At 61.9% G+C, this 16,895-nt stretch carries 15 protein-coding genes; 10 read left to right on the forward strand and 5 right to left on the reverse strand.

All coding sequences use genetic code 11. The features are described from left to right. The first annotated feature begins 1 nt into the window (after window position 1). On the forward strand, window positions 2-538 hold the full coding sequence (locus EOB49_RS03275; RefSeq protein WP_127380130.1) for a DUF1697 domain-containing protein: 537 nt from the start codon (window positions 2-4) through the stop codon (window positions 536-538). 35 nt (window positions 539-573) lie between these two features. Here EOB49_RS03275 and EOB49_RS03280 read toward each other — a convergent pair whose 3' ends face one another. Then, on the reverse strand, window positions 574-2,031 hold the full coding sequence (locus EOB49_RS03280) for an NCS1 family nucleobase:cation symporter-1 (protein WP_127380131.1): 1,458 nt from the start codon (window positions 2,029-2,031) through the stop codon (window positions 574-576). 242 nt (window positions 2,032-2,273) lie between these two features. Then, a complete protein-coding gene (locus tag EOB49_RS03285; RefSeq protein WP_127327372.1) occupies window positions 2,274-3,176 on the reverse strand; it encodes a LysR family transcriptional regulator in 903 nt (300 codons plus the stop codon). A gap of 238 nt (window positions 3,177-3,414) precedes the next feature. Between EOB49_RS03285 and EOB49_RS03290 the strand changes: the two genes are divergently transcribed. The 8 genes from EOB49_RS03290 (at window position 3,415) to EOB49_RS03325 (ending at window position 11,990) form a co-directional block, all read left to right on the forward strand. After that, the gene (locus EOB49_RS03290; RefSeq protein WP_127380132.1) at window positions 3,415-4,929 is read left to right on the forward strand and encodes a leucyl aminopeptidase; all 1,515 of its coding nucleotides are present in this window, start codon (window positions 3,415-3,417) and stop codon (window positions 4,927-4,929) included. A gap of 55 nt (window positions 4,930-4,984) precedes the next feature. Continuing rightward, window positions 4,985-5,890 (forward strand): proline iminopeptidase-family hydrolase, encoded by a 906-nt coding sequence (locus tag EOB49_RS03295; protein ID WP_127380133.1) that lies wholly within the window; start codon window positions 4,985-4,987, stop codon window positions 5,888-5,890. A gap of 19 nt (window positions 5,891-5,909) precedes the next feature. Beyond that, window positions 5,910-7,571 carry an ABC transporter substrate-binding protein gene (locus EOB49_RS03300; protein WP_127380134.1) on the forward strand — a complete coding sequence of 554 codons (1,662 nt, stop codon included), beginning with the start codon at window positions 5,910-5,912 and terminating at the stop codon, window positions 7,569-7,571. Between the two features lie 39 nt (window positions 7,572-7,610). Then, a complete protein-coding gene (locus EOB49_RS03305) occupies window positions 7,611-8,627 on the forward strand; it encodes an ABC transporter permease (RefSeq protein WP_127319995.1) in 1,017 nt (338 codons plus the stop codon). Then, window positions 8,627-9,598, forward strand: a complete 972-nt coding sequence (locus EOB49_RS03310) for an ABC transporter permease (protein WP_023813929.1) — start codon at window positions 8,627-8,629, stop codon at window positions 9,596-9,598. The genes EOB49_RS03305 and EOB49_RS03310 overlap by 1 nt, the downstream gene beginning before the upstream one ends. Then, window positions 9,595-10,554 carry an ABC transporter ATP-binding protein gene (locus EOB49_RS03315; RefSeq protein ID WP_127319997.1) on the forward strand — a complete coding sequence of 320 codons (960 nt, stop codon included), beginning with the start codon at window positions 9,595-9,597 and terminating at the stop codon, window positions 10,552-10,554. Before EOB49_RS03310 ends, EOB49_RS03315 begins: the two co-directional genes overlap by 4 nt. After that, a complete protein-coding gene (locus EOB49_RS03320) occupies window positions 10,551-11,549 on the forward strand; it encodes a dipeptide ABC transporter ATP-binding protein (RefSeq protein WP_245472435.1) in 999 nt (332 codons plus the stop codon). The genes EOB49_RS03315 and EOB49_RS03320 overlap by 4 nt, the downstream gene beginning before the upstream one ends. A gap of 138 nt (window positions 11,550-11,687) precedes the next feature. Continuing rightward, the gene (locus tag EOB49_RS03325) at window positions 11,688-11,990 is read left to right on the forward strand and encodes a DUF982 domain-containing protein (protein WP_127380135.1); all 303 of its coding nucleotides are present in this window, start codon (window positions 11,688-11,690) and stop codon (window positions 11,988-11,990) included. 108 nt (window positions 11,991-12,098) lie between these two features. On the opposite strand, the gene EOB49_RS03330 is transcribed toward EOB49_RS03325, so the two are convergent. The 3 genes from EOB49_RS03330 to EOB49_RS03340 form a co-directional block, all read right to left on the reverse strand. Continuing rightward, on the reverse strand, window positions 12,099-12,902 hold the full coding sequence (locus tag EOB49_RS03330; protein ID WP_127380136.1) for a DUF1194 domain-containing protein: 804 nt from the start codon (window positions 12,900-12,902) through the stop codon (window positions 12,099-12,101). Between the two features lie 41 nt (window positions 12,903-12,943). Further along, entirely contained in the window at window positions 12,944-13,645 is a 702-nt protein-coding gene (locus EOB49_RS03335) for a hypothetical protein (RefSeq protein WP_127380137.1), read from the reverse strand. A gap of 112 nt (window positions 13,646-13,757) precedes the next feature. Beyond that, a complete protein-coding gene (locus tag EOB49_RS03340) occupies window positions 13,758-14,756 on the reverse strand; it encodes a DMT family transporter (RefSeq protein ID WP_127380138.1) in 999 nt (332 codons plus the stop codon). Between the two features lie 151 nt (window positions 14,757-14,907). On the opposite strand from EOB49_RS03340, the gene EOB49_RS03345 reads away from it, so the two are divergent. Continuing rightward, on the forward strand, window positions 14,908-16,890 hold the full coding sequence (locus EOB49_RS03345; protein WP_127380139.1) for a BTAD domain-containing putative transcriptional regulator: 1,983 nt from the start codon (window positions 14,908-14,910) through the stop codon (window positions 16,888-16,890). Window positions 16,891-16,895 lie beyond the last annotated feature (5 nt).

Genomic DNA, 16,895 nt, shown 5'->3' on the forward strand with positions numbered 1-16,895 from the left:
AATGCAGACCTATGTCGCACTGCTTTACAGCATTATCCTGGCCGAGGGGCGACGGGTCGTCATGGCCGACCTCAAGGCCATGGCCGAAGAACTCGGGCTGAACAACCCGCGCACGCTGGTGGCGACGGGCAATCTGGTCTTCGAGGCACCGGCAACTGATATCGCCGACCTCGAACAGTGGTTGGAGGCTGCCTTTGAAAAAACCTTCGGCCGCCATGTCGATATCATCGTGCGCGGTGCCGAGGACTGGCTGAAGCTTGCCGCCGGCAATCCGTTCCCGGCCGATTCGGCTAAAGCAGGCGATCAGGTGGCCGTACGGGTGATGCGTAAGCCTGCGCCCGAGCAGGCCGTGACGGCACTGCAGGCCTATGCCGCCGAGGACGAGAAAATGACTTCGCTCGACGGCGACATCTGGGTCGTCTTTTCGCGAGAGAGACCAAGCTCGCGGCTGCTTGCGGCAATGAACCACAAGCGCATTGGCATCGGCACGTCGCGCAACTGGAACACGGTGCGCAAATTGGCCGAGATGATCGGGTAGTTGGGGGCGGCTTTGCGCCGCCCCTTGGTGGCTCGTCAGGCTTTCGCGGTCCTGGCGCCGGCGCCCAAAGCGGCGGTGCGCAGCACGTAGTAGATGATGCCGGCGATCGCTACGCCGAAGAACCAGCCATAGACGCCCCACCAGGACGGCAGCCAGTTGGTGAAGTTGGGCAGGATGGACGAGAAGATGGCGCCGATGCCGGCGGCGATGAAGGCGTTGACGTGCCAGCCGCCCTGGAAACGGAACTCGCCGTCCTCGCGATAAAGCGCCTCGACGTCGACCTCGCCCTTCCGGATCAGGTAGTAGTCGACCATCATCACGCCGAAGATCGGCCCCATTGTCGCGCCGATGATGTTGACGAAGGAAGCGGCACTGCCTTCCCACGGCGCGAAGGGGTAAAGCAGCAGGGCAATCACAGCCGCGATATAGCCGCCCTTCTTGAAGTCGATCTGCCTGGGGAAGACGTTGGAGAAGTCGAAGGCCGGCGAGACGAAGTTTGCCACCACGTTGATGCCGAGGGTTGCCACGGCAAAGGTCAGGGCTGCGAGCGCTGCCAGGAACCAGCTGTCGAATTTCGCCGAGATCTGGTCGGGATGCAGCAGCACTTCGCCATAGACATCAAAGGCGGCAATGGTGGTGACGCCGGCGACCAGCGAGAACAGGATCAGGTTGATCGGCAGGCCCCAGATGTTGCCCTTGCGCAGCGATGCCTTGTCCGGCGCGTAACGGGCGAAATCGCAGAAGTTGAGATAGAGCGCCGAGAAATAGGTGACCCAGATCGCCGCCACCGCAAACAGCGAGGTCCACGATCCCGGCGTGCCGGGCACGCCCGCGTCCTTCGTCTTGTCCAGCAGCACGTCCATCGGGATATCGCTGGTGAAGGCAAATCTCCCGGATTTCACGCAGAGATAGATCGCCAGGACCAGCATCATCACCCAAACCGCGGGGCCGGCCCAGTCCTGGAAGCGGCGCACCGTTTCCATGCCGTTCTGGATGATCAGCAGTTGCAGCCCCCAGATGACCACGAAGCAGATCACCTCCAGGCCGGTATGGCCGAGGAAATGCGTGCTGGCGTTGAAATCGGCGAACCATTGCGTGCGGATCAGCAGCGCCACGATCGCGCCCGAGGCGGCGGCCGTCTGCGCGCCGTACCAGAAGCAGGCGACGATGGCGCGCACCAGTGCCGGTATGTTGGCACCCCAGATGCCGAAAGAGGCGCGGGCAAGCACGGGGTAGGGCACGCCGGTCTTGACGCCGGCATAGCCGACCATGTTCATCAGCACATAGATGATCAGCGAGCCGATACCGATGGCGATGATGAAGTTGACGAAGCCGCCGCAGAACAGAAACAGGCTGGCGGCAAGATAGTAGCCCCAAAGGCTGTGGACGTCCGACGTCCAGACGTTGAAGATCGAGAATGGTCCCCAGTTTCGAACTTTGGCCGGAGCCAGATCCTCGTTGTACAGATCAGGTGAAGCACCCTGTATCGTCATGGCAATGTTCCCCTTTTGCAGCACGCGCCCTCACGCGTTGACCGCGTGCAGGTTAAGCCTGCCGCAGGGGAACCGACAAGCAACCTATTTGCCGGCTTTGGCCTTAAAGATATTCAATGAGAACTGCGATTATCGATGCAAGGCGATGGTGGGTCATCGCTGAACCTGGCACGGATGATTCGAAGTTCGACGCTGGGCTTCCAATGTGAAGCGGTGGCTGCCGACATCTTCAGTAGGGGGCCCTAAGCGATGGCCATCACCTGCTTGTGGTCCGCGACTTCAGCGAGCAGCCAATCCTGAAACAGGCCGGTGCCTGGTTTGTTGCCGATGCTGCGACGCTGATGCAGGTAAATGCCGGCCGGATAGGTGTGACGGACATGGAACGGCGCGACCAGTTTACCTTGCTGTAGAAAATCTTGCGCCATGATCGTGTCCGCAAGCGCTATTCCGGCGCCATTGATCGCTTCGCGCATGATGAGCGTACAATCATCCAGTGTTGTGCTGGATTTCGGCGTCGTTTCCAGAACGCCTTCCTGCTCCAGCCAACGCTTCCATCTCATGGTTTCGCATTCGTGGATCAGGTGATGATTGACCAGATCGGCCGGCGATCGCAGCGGCACAGGCCCCTCCAAAAGCGAAGGCGCACAGACCGGGGTCAAAAGCAGCGGGATCAGCAGCGTCAAAGCCGGGCCGGCCTTGTAGACGAACTCGTCGACAATGGCCAAATCGAAGTTGGCGCGCTTGCCTGAAGTGGAGATCTCCAGATCCACCGACGGATGCAACCGGCGAAAGTTCGGCAACCGGTCCGCCAGCCAAAGGTTCAGAACGGTGGGCACGCACAAGACCCGGACCCGTTGGATCTTGCCGTGGCGCGACCCCTCGGACAGGCTGACGTCATCGGTGGCGCGCCAGATGGCTTCGAACGCCTCCGAGAGGCTGCGCGCATAGTAGGAGCCCCTGATGGTTGGCGTTATCTGGCGAAAACCGCGTTCGAACAGGTCCTGGCCAAGATTTCGTTCAAGCGCGCGGATGTGGCGGCTGACAGCCGAGGGTGTCAGATGCAGTTCTTCCGCCGCGTCCTTGACGCTGCCGAGGCGAGCGGCGGCCTCGAAAGCGCGCATGCCATTGAGTGAGGGAAGGGCCATTGGACGATCATGAATCGTCAGTTGAGTTTTTGTCAATCGACATGGGCAGAATTCGCGTTTGATCGCCTGCCCCGTTAGGGGATACCCAGAAGACAAGAGCAATTAAGTCGTCTCAAGAAAGCGACTGTTTGGGAACACCGGCACCATACCATCGACGGCTGAGACCGGCTTGACCAGTCTCACCGGTGGAGAGCGAAGCTATGCTCGGTATCGCCGCAATTGGAGAGAGCGCCAGCCTATGCCTCAATCGCCAGCGCCGGTCTTCGAAGCTGCGGAGGAGATTTCCGCGGAAACCTCCGTCGTCGTGATTTTGCAAACTGCCCAACCAGGCTTTGGTCCCCGGGCAGCGGCTCTGGACGCTGAGATGAGCGGGATCGTGTCACGTGCTTGCTCCGACCCGGCCGCCTTGGCCGAATCCGGCACCTGCATCGATCTCATCGCCCCGCAAACAGTATCGACCAAGCGTGTGGTCGTCCTGGCCTTGGGCAAAGCTGAAGCCGTAACCGCCCTGTCATTGGCGCGCGCCGGCGGTCTGCTTGCCGCGCATCTGGAGGGAAAGGGGGAATGCGCGGCTACCCTGGTTTTGGACCCCATCGCCGGCGTTGACCTGTCCGGCGCCGAAATCCTGGCCCGTGTCGCGCTTGGCATGCGGCTGCGCCGCTATCGTTTCGACATGCGCAACCGGCGGCAAGGCGCGGGGGCGGATCGAACCTTGCGGGTGAAACTGGTCGGGGCCGGCGGCCCGGATCTAACCGCGGCGCTGGCGCGGATCAATGCCATCGCCGACGGCGTGGAATATGCACGCACCCTGGTCAACCTGCCGCCAAACCATCTCCATCCCGACAATTTTCACGATCATCTTGAGCCCCTGCGTGAAGCCGGCATCGACATCGAAATGCTTGATGCCGCGCAACTGAAGGATCTCGGCATGAACGCGCTCCTGGCCGTTGGGTCGGGCTCGGCGCGTCCGCCACGGGTCGCTGTCCTGCGCTACCGCGGCAAGGGTGCTCCCGCCCAACCACTCGCTTTCGTCGGCAAAGGCGTCTGCTTCGATTCGGGAGGCCTCTGCATCAAGGGCGGAGCGCAGATGTTCGACATGAAAGCCGACATGGGCGGAGCGGCGGCTGTGGTCGGCCTGCTGATCGCGCTCGCCCGGCAAGGCAGCCCGGTACACGTTGTCGGTGTTCTCGGCATCGCCGAGAACATGCCATCGGGCACCGCGCTCAAACCGCGCGACATCATCACCACGGCCTCGGGACAGACAGTGGAAGTGTTCGACACGGATGCGGAGGGACGCCTGCTTCTGGCCGACTGCCTCTACTATGCAGCCACGCGCTTCAACCCTTCTGTGATCGTCGATCTGGCGACGCTGACCTATTCGGTGACGCGTGGCCTGGGGTCGATATTCGCAGGCCTATTCAGCACCGACGATGCCATCGCTTCACAGATGATCGCGGCCGGAGAAACGGTCGGCGAGCGGTTCTGGCGGCTGCCGCTCGACCGGGCCTATGATGAGGGTCTGCAATCGCCGTTCGCGGACCTCAGGCATCATGCCAAGGACATGGAAGACGGCGACGCTCCCTATGCGGCGGCCTTCCTGCGTCACTTCACGGAAGACCGCCCCTGGGTGCATCTCGACATCGCCAGCAAGGAACTGACCGACACCGATCGGCCTCTGGGCAGGCAAGGCGCCACGGCATTTGGCGTGCAGATGCTGGAAGAGTGGGTGCAGGTCACCCGCAACATGAGTTAGGGCGCCTGCCGTCACGGACAAATACAAGATGCCTTCAACCGCACTGGGAACTGGGATGTCATCTGAGATCATAGGCATGGAAGGACGGGCCGCTTTCGGCGCCTACGAGACCTGGTATCGGGTCACCGGTGAACTCGGTGGCGAAAAGGCGCCTGTGGTGATCCTGCATGGCGGCCCGGGCGTCGCTCACAACTATGTCGATGCCTACAAGCTTCTTGCGCGCAGGGATCGCGCCGTCATCCACTACGACCAGTTGGGCTGCGGCAATTCCACCTTGCTGCCTGAGAAAGGCGCCGATTTCTGGACACCTGGGCTGTTCATCGACGAGCTTGAAAACCTGGTCGACCATCTCGGCATTCGGACGGGCTTCCACGTGCTCGGCCAGAGCTGGGGCGGCATGCTGGGCGCCGAATATGCCGTGACGCGGCCGCAGGGCCTGAAGTCGCTGACCATCGCCAACTCGCCGGCTTCCATGAAACTGTGGGTCGAAGAGGCCAACCGGTTGCGTGCGGACCTACCCGCGGACGTGCAGGAGACACTGACCCGACACGAGCAAGCCGGCACGACAAACGATGCGGCGTACCAGGCGGCGACGATGGTGTTCTACGAGCGGCATGTCTGCCAGGTCGTGCCTTTCCCGTCCGAAGTCACGGAAAGTTTCGCCCAGGTCGTGCGCAATCCGGCCGTCTATAATCTGATGAATGGGCCAAACGAGTTCCACGTCATCGGAACGCTGAAGAACTGGAGCATCGTCGACCGTCTGCCGGCCATCGATGTTCCCACTCTGATCATCTCCGGACGTCACGACGAGGCCACGCCCGCGACCGTGCAACCCTACAAGGACGGCATCAAGGGGTCTCGCTGGGAGATATTCGAGCATTCCAGCCACATGCCGCATGTCGAAGAGCAAGATGCGTGCATGCGGGTGGTGGGAGACTTCCTGGACCACAACGACAATTGAAGAAAAGGGGAATGAAGACATGAAGAAACTGCTTCTGGCGGCAACAGCCGCGGCATTGCTGGCCGGTACATGGCTGGCCCCGGCACAGGCCGAATATCTCAAGGAGCACCGAGGCGGCACCATCCGCCTGCTGGCCCGCTCCGCGGCCGGAACGCTCGATCCGCACATCAATTACACGGACCAGGGCTGGCAGATGTACCAGCCGATCTATGACGGCCTGGTAGCCTTCCGCAAGGCCGAGGGTATGGACGGCTTCACCATCGTTCCCGATCTGGCCGAGGCGTTGCCGCAGGTCAGCAATGACGGCAAGACCTTCACCTTCAAGCTGCGCAAGGGCATCAAGTTCTCCAGCGGCCACGATCTTGGCGTGAAGGACGTCGTCGCTTCCTTCCAGCGCATCTTCAAGGTTTCCGGGCCCACCTCCGGCACGTTCTATGCCGGCATCGTCGGCGCGGACAAATGCCTGGCCGACACCAAGAGCTGCACGCTGGAAGGCGGCGTTGTCGGCGACGAAGCGGCCGGCACCATCACCATCAACATCACCAAGCCGGATGCCGAGCTGCTCTACAAGCTGGCATTGCCGCATGCCGTGGTCCTGCCGGCGGACACGCCCGCCGAAGACATGGGTTCCAAGCCCATTCCCAGCACCGGCGCGTACATGATCTCCGCCTTCGACCCGAACAAGGGCATGACGGTTTCCCGCAACCCCAATTTCAAGCAGTGGAGCGAAGAAGCCCAGCCGGACGGCTATCCGGATGTCGTCCAATATGATTTCGGCCTGTCCGAAGAGGCAGCCGTCACCGCGATCCAGAACGGCGAAGCGGACTGGATGTTCGACGCTCTGCCCAGCGATCGCCTGGGCGAACTGGGCAGCAAGTCCATGGACCAGCTGCACATCTCACCGCTTTCGGCTTGGTGGTACGCGCCGCTGAACAACCGTCTCGCACCCTTCGACAATGAAAAAGCCCGCCAGGCCGTTGCCTATGCGATCGATCGCAACACGCTGGTCAAGCTGTTCGGCGGCAAGGTGCTGGCCTCGCCGGTCTGTCAGGTCCTGCCCCCGGACTTCCCCGGCCATGAAGACTATTGCCCCTTCACCAAGAATCCGGGCGCCAAATGGTCGGCTCCTGATCTCGACAAGGCAAAGCAGCTCGTCGAGGACTCCGGCACCAAGGGCCAGAAGGTGACGGTCATCGTCGAGGACACCGCCATTTCGCGGTCCATCGGCGTCTATCTGCAGAGCGTTCTGACCAGCATCGGCTATGTCGCCGACGTCAAGCCGATCTCGTCCAATATCCAGTTCACCTACATTCAGAACACCAACAACAAGGTGCAGATGTCCGTTACCCAATGGTACAAGGACTATCCTGCGGCTTCGGACTTCCTGAACATCCTGTTCAGCTGCGCCTCCTTCCGTGAAGGTTCGGATGCCTCGATCAACATCGCCGGCTTCTGCGACAAGGAAATCGACGCCAAGATGCAAAAGGCATTGGACCTCGGCGTCACCGATCAGAAAGCCGCCGACAAAATGTGGGCTGAAATCGACAGGCAGGTCACCGACAAGGCACCTGCCGTCGGCCTCTTCACGCCGAAGCGGCTTGACTTTGTCAGCAAACGTCTTGGCAATTTCAAGTTCAACCGTCAGTTCAACTGGATGATCACCCAATCCTGGGTGCAGTGATGGCCTGGGTGCAGTAACGAACCGCGGAGGGGCACGTCCGTGTCGAACCTAGCTGTCGCCGCGCCGCGCAAGACGCGAGGGCCCTGGGCCGTCGCGTTTGCGAAGCTGGCAAGGGACAGGGCTGCCATGGCCTCGCTGGCCGTGTTCCTCCTCATCGTCCTTGCCTGCCTCAGTGCGCCTCTTTATGCAAAATGGGCAGGCGTGGACCCCTTCGCCTCGACGCTCGACGCCGTCGTCCAGATCGACGGTGCCGACGTTCCGGTGATGGAACAGTCGACGGAAGGGCTGGGGCTTGGCTACACACCGCTCGGCCCGACCTGGCGGCTGGGCAATTATTTCCTCGGCGCCGACAGCCAGGGGCGCGATGTCATGGCCAGGATGCTCTATGGCGGGCTGAGCTCGTTGCTGATCTCCGGAGCAGCCACCATCTTCACCCTGATCCTGGGCACGGCGGCGGGATTGATCGCCGGCTATTTCGGCGGCGTCACCGACACGGTGCTGTCGCGCTTCCTCGACATACTGTGGGCGTTCCCGATCTATCTGCTGGCGATTTCGCTCTCCATCGTCACCATCGCGCATGGCATCACGATCGGACCGATCCAGATCGAGTCCGGCAGTCTGTGGCTGCCTGTCATCATCATCGGCATCGTCTACGTGCCCTACGTGGCCCGCCCAATACGCGGGCAGGTTATGGCGCTGCGCAAAAGCGAGTTCGTGCTGGCCGCGATCAATCTGGGCGTGCCGGGGTGGCGCATCCTGTGGCGCGACATCCTGCCCAACGTCACCACCACGCTAATCGTCTTCGTGCCGCTGATGATGGCGCTGAACATGCTTACCGAATCAGCCCTTTCCTTCCTTTCGATCGGCGTGCAGCCGCCGGCCGCGAGCTGGGGCACCATCATCCAGGACGGACAGGCGCTGCTTTACACCAGGCCTTTGGTGGCGCTGGTGCCGGGCCTGGCGATCGCGGTTTCCGTCATGGCGCTCAATGTCTTTGGCGACGGCCTGCGCGACGCGCTCGATCCGCGCTCCAAGGTTCGGCTGGGGCGCGACTGATGATCTACGCTATCCTGCGCCGGTTCGGCCAGATGCTGTTCGTGATGTTCGGCATCTCGGTCATCGTCTTCCTGATTTTCTTCGCAACGCCGGGCGCCGACCCGGCTGCGCGCATCGCCGGCCGCAATGCATCGCCCGAAGTGCTGGAGGCGGTACGCCACAGCTTCGGCTTCGACCGGCCGCTCTACGTGCAATATGTGACGATGATGGAGAAGATCTTCGTCACCGGCGATCTGACCTCCTTCGTCAATCGTGGCTGGAAGGTGGTGCCGGCGGTCATGGATTCGATCCCGGTCACGCTCTCGCTGGTGTTCGGAGCGGCGATCCTGTGGGTGGTGGTCTCCATCATCATCGGCATCGCCGCCGCCGCCACGCGCGGCAGCTGGCTGGACAAGCTGCTGATGGCGCTAGGGCTGCTCGGCATTTCCATGCCGGTCTACTGGCTGGGCGAGGTGATGAACCTGATCACCCAGAGCCGCTACCACGACAGCTGGGCGTTCTCCTGGGTGCCGCCGCTCGGCTACAAGAATTTCTCCGACGATCCGAAGGGCTGGTTCCTGACCCTGGTCATTCCGTGGATCACACTGTCCATTCTCTATATCGGTATTTACGGGCGCGTGCTGCGCGCGGCAATCATCGAATCCCTGCAGGAAGACTATATCCGCACGGCCCGGGCCAAGGGGCTGTCGGAGACCCGCATCCTGCTGCGCCATGCCTTGCGCACGTCGCTCATCGCATTCGTCACTCTGTTCGGCCTGGATTTCGGCGCTCTGGTCGGAGGCTCGGCCTTGCTGACGGAGGTGGTGTTCGGGCTGCACGGCATCGGCAAGCTCACTTACGACGCTCTGCAGAATCTCGATCTGCCGATGATCATGGCGACGGTGATGTACGCGTCCATGTTCGTGGTCATCGCCAATGCGGTCGTCGATTTCGTCTACATCCTTCTCGATCCGCGCCTGAGGACATCATGATACTGTCGGTGCGCGACCTCAGAGTTTCCTTCCGCACAAATGATGGCCTGGTGCGGGCCATCGATGGCGTTTCCTTCGACCTTAAGGAGAGCGAAATCCTCGGCGTCGTCGGTGAGTCCGGTTCCGGCAAGACCGTGTCGCTGCTGGCCGTCATGGGTCTCATCACCGATCCCAACGCCACCATCGAAGGGTCGATCCGCTACAAAGGCCGCGAACTCGTGGGACTGCCCGCGCGCGAGCTCAGGCGCCTGCGCGGCAACGAGATCGCGATGATCTTTCAGGATCCGATGACCGCGCTGACGCCTGTCTACACGATCGGCTGGCAGATCGCCGAACAGATCCGCGCGCATCGCAGCATCAGCAAGTCCAAGGCGATGGAGCGCGTAGAAGAATTGCTGGCCGAGGTGAATTTTCCCAACCCGCACGAGGCGATGTCGCGCTATCCGCACCAACTGTCCGGAGGCATGCGTCAACGGGCGGTGATCGCAATGGCTTTGTCCTGCAATCCCGCGCTTCTGGTGGCTGACGAACCGACCACGGCGCTCGACGTCACCGTGCAGGCCGGCATTCTCGATCTGGTGCGCAAGCTGCGCGCGACGCACAAGTCGGCGGTCGTCTTCATCACACATGACATGGGCGTGGTCTCCGAACTCGCCGACCGGGTCATGGTCATGTATGCCGGCCGCGTGGTGGAGCGCGGCAGTCGCATGGAACTGTTTTCCGATCCGCGACACCCCTATACGCGCGCGCTGCTGGGTTCAATCCCGCCGCTGACCGGCGAAAAACCACGGCGCTTGCCGGCCATTCCCGGTTCGCCGCCGTCATTGCTGCGATTGCCGCAGGGCTGCGCGTTCGGTCCGCGGTGCCCGGTTCACTACGAGCCCTGCGAGGCCGGCAAGCCCGACCTCGGGAGCGGCACCCATGCCGCGGCATGCTTCAGGGTGGCACAGGCATGAGCGGACCGATGATCGACAAGAACCGCCCAATCCTCGAGACGCGTTCGCTGGGCAAGCGCTTTTCCATCGGGAGCCGTTTTTCCGCCGAAGGCAAGCGAACCGTTCATGCGGTCGACAATGTTTCCCTGACCGTGTGGCGCGGCGAGACGGTCGGGCTGGTCGGCGAATCCGGATGCGGCAAGTCCACGCTGGCGCGTTGCCTGGTGAGGCTCTACGACATATCGGACGGCGAGCTTCTGTTCGAAGGCAACGACATCACCTCCAAGTCGCTGTCCGAACTCAGGCCGCTGCGGCGCCGCCTGCAAATGGTTTTCCAGGACCCGTCGGCGTCGCTCAATCCGCGCCGGCGCGTCGGCGACCTGGTGGCCGAGCCGCTGCGCATCCATGGCAGGCTCTCGTCGAGCGAGATCACCAAACGCGTGGCGGAACTGTTCGACCTTGTCGGCTTGCTGCCGGATCACGTCATGCGGTTTCCGCACGAATTTTCCGGCGGACAACGCCAGCGCGTCGGCATCGCGCGGGCTATTGCATTGAATCCGGACCTCGTGGTCCTGGACGAACCCGTCTCCGCGCTCGACGTGTCGGTGCAGGCACAAATCGTCAACCTGCTTGCCGATCTGCAGGAGAAGCTCAATCTCACGTACATCTTCATCGCCCACGACCTGTCGGTGGTGCGCCAGGTGTCGACCCGCATAGCGGTCATGTATCTCGGCTCGATCGTCGAAGAAGGGCCGGCGGAAGACGTGTTTGCAGCACCGGCCCATCCCTATAGCCAGGCGCTGATTTCGGCGGTTCCCGTCGTGGAGACGACGCCGGGTGGGACGCGCAAGCGCATCATCCTCACCGGCGACGTACCGAGCCCGCTCAACCCTCCATCCGGCTGCCGTTTCCATCCCCGATGCCCGATCGCGGCGGAGCGCTGCCGTTCGGAGCGGCCACAGTTACGGGAATACCGGCCCGGTCGCAAAGTCGCCTGCCACTTCCCGACGACGTAGGCGACACTCACCACCGCACGGGTGATCGCCTTCGCCTGACAGATTTCTAAAAGATTCCATTTTTATCTGGAACCAACCGGCTGTTGTCGCGTTTGGGGGGGTTCGATCGAGCGCATTGCGGTCGACCGGGAGGAAACGATGGATCAATTGCATTTCTTTTCGCCCGTGCGGATTTCGCGCGGGCAGGGACACCCTGTAGAAAAAATCGATAGTGTTGCCGAAGCCATGATGTTCTTGCGGAAATGGCCGACAGGACGGCGCGGTCCGGTTTATCAGTGCGCGCTGAATTGTTGCTCGGCCGCCTTGTCGGGTCAGATGTCGGCCGAGGAAGCAAGGAAAGCGTTCACCGGCTTTGCCCGCATCACGCGTCTTCTCGACGATGACATGGCGTTGCCGGTGCCCGGCGAAAGCAAGGCAAGCGTGCACGCGCTGCGGCGATAGGCTGTTGTCCTGACGGTCCTACAAGGTCTCGCGCTGCAGCGGGGCGGGCTCTCGTTGTGCAATGCGCTCGGTCTGGCAGGTCGAAAGTTCGTCCTGCGTGGCACACTTTCACAGCGGACGCTCGTCGTTCATGCTTACTTCAGTCACGAGCTTGCGGCGAAGCGCCATCGTGTAGTCGTCTGGCCCCTTCGGCGTCATGACGAAGGCCTGGGAACCGCCAATGACCGATCTGGCAAAATAGGATGCCAGAGGTTCGTCGGGATTCTCATCCTCCGTCGGGATGGCGATTGCATTGATCGTATATCCCTTGGCTATGGCGTTCGACCTGCTCGGCTGGACGGGAAGCCCGTCGTTGTTCTCGCCATTGGAGGAGATATCGATGACTTTCTTGGCCGCCTTTCCCGGAAACTGGTCGAGCAGGAGACTGCCGATGTCGATAGCCGAGGAAACGGATGTTCCGCCTCGCCCTCTGCGGATGAAGCCGGTATCGCCTTTCCTGCTGATCACCGCAGCCGCCGCTTTGGCATCTTCCAGTCCGCAGATGCTTGTCCACGGCAGCACGACGCGTGCGTGTCCGGGGCTCGACCATTCAAAATAGGCAACGCCGATGCAGCCGACATAATTCCGGCTGATGGCGGCGATGATCTCTGGCGAGGTGAGTGCCGCGGCATGTCCCTCGCGTTGCATATCGGCGATCTTCGGATCGATCGACGACGAGAAATCGACCGCGAACACGATAGCGACGTCAACGTTCGCGGCATGGGCAGAGATCGCCCAAAACAGCGAAGCTGCAAGTATCCCTGTCACTCTCGAGATTGAACCGGCCGGCGTCAGAATGCCCCAACCTGTCGTCCGTACCCGTTCGCGAAAGGATAGGGGGCCGGCGTCCTGATGATACACGCTGCCAAACATGTCATTCTCCATCTCGACATCCGGTCGTTTCAAAAGCGAGCTCAACATGTGGAAATCTGGCGGAGCGCCTTGGTACCCACGCCGAACAGCAGCAGATCGGCCTTGGTCCACAAGAGATAACAGCCGAGCAAGGTCAGTGGCATGGCGAGGGCCGCGAAGGAGCCGCCCGACCAGACCTCAGGCAAAGCACGGCCGAGGGCCACTGTCGTCGCCAGCATTGCAGGCAACCGGCTGGCGAGCACCGCACTGCGGAACGGATCGGGCCAAGCGGCCGGCCACATCGGAATTGGCGTGCCGGGCCTGTGGAAGGTGCTGCCGAATTTGCCGAGCGCATGCAGCAGGCCGGAGGTCGCCGCAAGCAATGGATCGCCGAGCAGCAACAGGGCAATGCCGAGCCCGATCGCCCCCAGGCCCGACAGGAAGTCGCCCAGACGGTTGAGGGCAGGATCGGGAGCATCCGGCCTTGCCCAGGCCCGGTGATAGGCCTCGCCGCCCCAGAAGAAGACCAGGGTGGTCAAGGTCAGCGCAACAGTGCCATGGCTGCCAGCGAAATATTCGATCACCGCCATGGTGACGCTGCTTCCCTCATGCAAGCCGACCGGCGCGGTGGCAATCTGGATGGCGAGACCGACAATGAGGCCGAGCGCGTTACCGCTGTTGTAATAGCCGCCCGGTCCCTTCATGCGGGCGCGAAGCGCCGATACCAAATGTGCGATAGGAAGAAGGATCGTCCGCGCGTCCATCACTGCGCCCCCACGACAAGTCCTGCCGCCATCGGCAAGGCCACCGCCGCCTGGCTGATCGACGCCACTGGCCCCGTGTCGGGCGGCAGCCGGGGCCGGAATAGGTTTCGCATCACCGGCAAGGGTCATCACATTCCTCCACTGGACCTGAATTGTTGGGGTGACGATCGCCTGCCCAATTTGCGGCGGCAGTTGCAAAGGCAGGGGCCCCGTCGAAGGGTTGAACCGAAGCGGTTCGCAAGGACGTGCGTGCCTGCGGCGCTCGGTTCGACAGTGCCACGGACAGGATCGCACCCAGAATGATGGCGGCACCCAATGCGCTCGCAGACGAGCTCCGCTCGCCGAGAAAGATCGCCGCGCCCAGCGCCCCGAAAACGCTTTCTGCGCTGACGATCACGGCGGCGTGGCTGGCCGGCGTAAAGCGGAGGGCAACCGTCTGTATGCCGAAAGCAATCGCAGTGGAGAACACGCCGAGGATCGCCAGTTCCGGGCCGGCTGCGAATGCGGCGGCCAACGACAGATTGCCTTGCATTGCGCCGAGCGGCAGGGCGAAGGCTGCGGCGCCGAAGAACTGTGTCGCGGCTGCGGTGAACGGCCGCGCATGCACCTGCATGTGCCGGCCCAGCTCGACTGCCCAGAGCGCATAGCAGGCAGCCGAGAGGACAGCGGTGAGATCGCCACTGCTGAACCCGGCAATCCCATCCGACAACAGCAGGGCTCCAACAACGGTCAGCCCGGCGGCGACCGTGAGACTCGCTGTCGGACGTTCGCCTACGAGAAACCAGGCGGCCAGCGGTGTCATTACCGTTGCCGTGCTGACCAGGAAGCTCGCATTGGTGACGGAGGCGCCGAGATAGCAAAGCTGCTGGAGCGTGATGGAGATGGCAAACAGCGCGCACACCTTGGCCAAGCTGGAAAAATAGTCCGGCCCGAGCGGAAGCCGCCTCTCCATCAAGACAAAGGGCAACACAAGCAGGCCGCCGATCAGGCAGCGCAGACCCACCGCACTCAGCGCGTCGAGATGCACAAGCACCATCTTTTGCGAGACATTGCCGAAGCCCCACAAAGCGGCTGCGAATAGCAGCAGCAAATTGGCTCTTGTCCTGGACACGCGTCCCCCTCGAACCAAGCCTTTCGTTGACTTGGTCACCTTAATTTAGCAAAGCCTAAACAGCCTGCCGTTACGGCAGCGCTTGAGCGCGAAGGCCGACTGTTGCGAAGCGTTAGTTTTGAGTTAGGATTTCGTCAGGCTGGGATAGCAAATGCAAAGTGAGGATAGGGGCGCTGCAAATAGAATCTCACTCTTCGGCGGTTTCCGGATTGAAAATGAAACGACCGGTCCGCTTCGGCTGACCGGGAAACGAGGGCCGGCAATCATCGCCTATCTGGCCCGGTGTCCGGGCATGGCGGCGACGCGGGAGAGGCTGGCTGACCTCCTATGGGGCGACAGCGACGGCGAACATTCGCGCAACAGCCTTCGGCAAGCCCTCAGTGTCCTGCGCCAGGATCTGGCGCGAGAAGGGGTGGATCTCATCCATTCCAGCGGTGAGCTGATCGCCCTGAGGCCAGAGGCCTTTCAAGTCGACGTGGAGAAGTTCGAAACGGGTCTCTCGGCCCGTTCCGCTCAGGACCTCGCGAAGGCCTTGGCGAACTACACCGGGCCCTTCCTCGACGGGCTTTATCTGGGAAGCAATGCGTTCGATGACTGGATCACATCGGAACGCGACAGGCTGCTCGGCCGCGCGCTTGAGTCCTTCGAAAAACTGGCCCGTCTCGTCGACCCTGATGCCGGGCTGATCCTGGCCGATCGTATTGTGACCATGGAACCGACACGGGAAGAATCCTATCGGCTCAAGATGGAATTGCTGCTCGCATGTGGCCATCGCGACAGGGCAATCAAGACATACGAAGCTTGCAGAAGCATGCTGAAGAAGGAGTTCGGCGTCGAAGCCGGCCCTGAAACGCGGGCGCTTTGGCAATCTCTGTTGCTTGCCGCCAATGACGCTTCAAATGTGCAGTCGACAAGTGGTGTTCCGGCCAGCCAGCGCCTCGGGCGTCCGTCCATCAGCGTTGCCGACTTCGTCAATCTGACTGGAAAGCAAGGCGACGACTTTTTCGCCAAGGGACTTGTCCAGGACATCACGACAGCCCTCTCCGAAGTGGCCGACTATGTCGTGCTCGCCGCGCTTCCGCCCGAAAAGAGCGGTCCGGGCGAAGAAGCCAAGGCGCCAGGAATACTCCGGGCGCGATATATGCTCAGCGGCAGCGTCCAGAGATCCGGCAATGGGTTGAGGGTGAATGTCCAGCTCGTCGATGCCGCCGGCGGCCACCATGTCTGGGCCCAGAAGTTCGACGGCCACTCCGAGAACGCGCTCGAATTCCAGGACAGGATCGCACAGTCTGTTGTTCTTGCCGTGATCCTCGAACTTCAACTGACCAACTGGAAGGTTCGAGACAAAAGCCCGCCGGGTACCCCTGAAGTGCGCAGGCTGGTCAACGAAGCTCTCATGAAATATTTTGAGATGACTCGGGACTCACTTTTGGTCGGGATAGAGCTTGCCGAGAAGGCCTTCTCGCTAGGTCCCGACAACGCCCGTGCAAAGCGGACGCTCTCGATCGTAATATCCATGGGCGTGGCGTTTGGTGCGCTGCCTCGGGAGCGAGGGGTGATCGAGCGTGCGGTCGAGCTTGCGGAAGCCGCGGTGCGGGCGGTACCGGACGATGAAATTGCCCGATGTATCTTGTCGTTCGCCCTCGAAAGTTGCGGTCGTATCGACGAGGCGATCGCCGAATGCCGCCACGCGATCAGCCTCAACCCGAGCTACCCGACTGGCCACGGCGATATTTCGATGCTCTTTGCATTGCGCGGACAGGTCGACGAAGCGGTGCGTGAGGCCAACGAAGCAATCCGGCTCGGAACGCACGATGTCATCGACTTCTGGCGCCACCACGGCCTGGTTGTGGCGCTCTTCGCTGGCGGAGACAACCAGCGGGCGCTCGAAGCCGCCCGCAAAGTGGTCAGGACAAAGCCGGGCTTCGTTCGCGGCGCCCTTTATTGGGCCGCGACCGCGTCGGCCACCGGAAACAACGAAGAAGCGTCCCGGGCCATCCACCATTGCCTGTCACAACTTCCGCATCTCAATCTGAGCAATGTCTGCCCTGGCTTTGTGCCGCGCTATGTGAAGGATCATCACCATTCCCGGTTCCTTGAGATGCTGTCGAGGGCTGGCCTTCCCAGTTCCTAGACACA

The sequence above is a fragment of the Mesorhizobium sp. M7A.F.Ca.MR.148.00.0.0 genome (assembly GCF_003997735.1).
In the GTDB taxonomy this organism is placed as follows: Bacteria; Pseudomonadota; Alphaproteobacteria; order Rhizobiales; family Rhizobiaceae; genus Mesorhizobium.

Bases quoted from the DNA above. Each gene is read 5' to 3' on its own strand.
- EOB49_RS03275 (WP_127380130.1), top strand. From the start codon at position 2: ATGCAGACCTATGTCGCACTGCTTTACAGCATTATCCTGGCCGAGGGG.
- EOB49_RS03280 (WP_127380131.1), bottom strand. From the start codon at position 2,031: ATGACGATACAGGGTGCTTCACCTGATCTGTACAACGAGGATCTGGCT.
- EOB49_RS03285 (WP_127327372.1), bottom strand. From the start codon at position 3,176: ATGGCCCTTCCCTCACTCAATGGCATGCGCGCTTTCGAGGCCGCCGCT.
- EOB49_RS03290 (WP_127380132.1), top strand. From the start codon at position 3,415: ATGCCTCAATCGCCAGCGCCGGTCTTCGAAGCTGCGGAGGAGATTTCC.
- EOB49_RS03295 (WP_127380133.1), top strand. From the start codon at position 4,985: ATGTCATCTGAGATCATAGGCATGGAAGGACGGGCCGCTTTCGGCGCC.
- EOB49_RS03300 (WP_127380134.1), top strand. From the start codon at position 5,910: ATGAAGAAACTGCTTCTGGCGGCAACAGCCGCGGCATTGCTGGCCGGT.
- EOB49_RS03310 (WP_023813929.1), top strand. From the start codon at position 8,627: ATGATCTACGCTATCCTGCGCCGGTTCGGCCAGATGCTGTTCGTGATG.
- EOB49_RS03315 (WP_127319997.1), top strand. From the start codon at position 9,595: ATGATACTGTCGGTGCGCGACCTCAGAGTTTCCTTCCGCACAAATGAT.
- EOB49_RS03320 (WP_245472435.1), top strand. From the start codon at position 10,551: ATGAGCGGACCGATGATCGACAAGAACCGCCCAATCCTCGAGACGCGT.
- EOB49_RS03325 (WP_127380135.1), top strand. From the start codon at position 11,688: ATGGATCAATTGCATTTCTTTTCGCCCGTGCGGATTTCGCGCGGGCAG.
- EOB49_RS03330 (WP_127380136.1), bottom strand. From the start codon at position 12,902: ATGTTTGGCAGCGTGTATCATCAGGACGCCGGCCCCCTATCCTTTCGC.
- EOB49_RS03335 (WP_127380137.1), bottom strand. From the start codon at position 13,645: ATGGACGCGCGGACGATCCTTCTTCCTATCGCACATTTGGTATCGGCG.
- EOB49_RS03345 (WP_127380139.1), top strand. From the start codon at position 14,908: ATGCAAAGTGAGGATAGGGGCGCTGCAAATAGAATCTCACTCTTCGGC.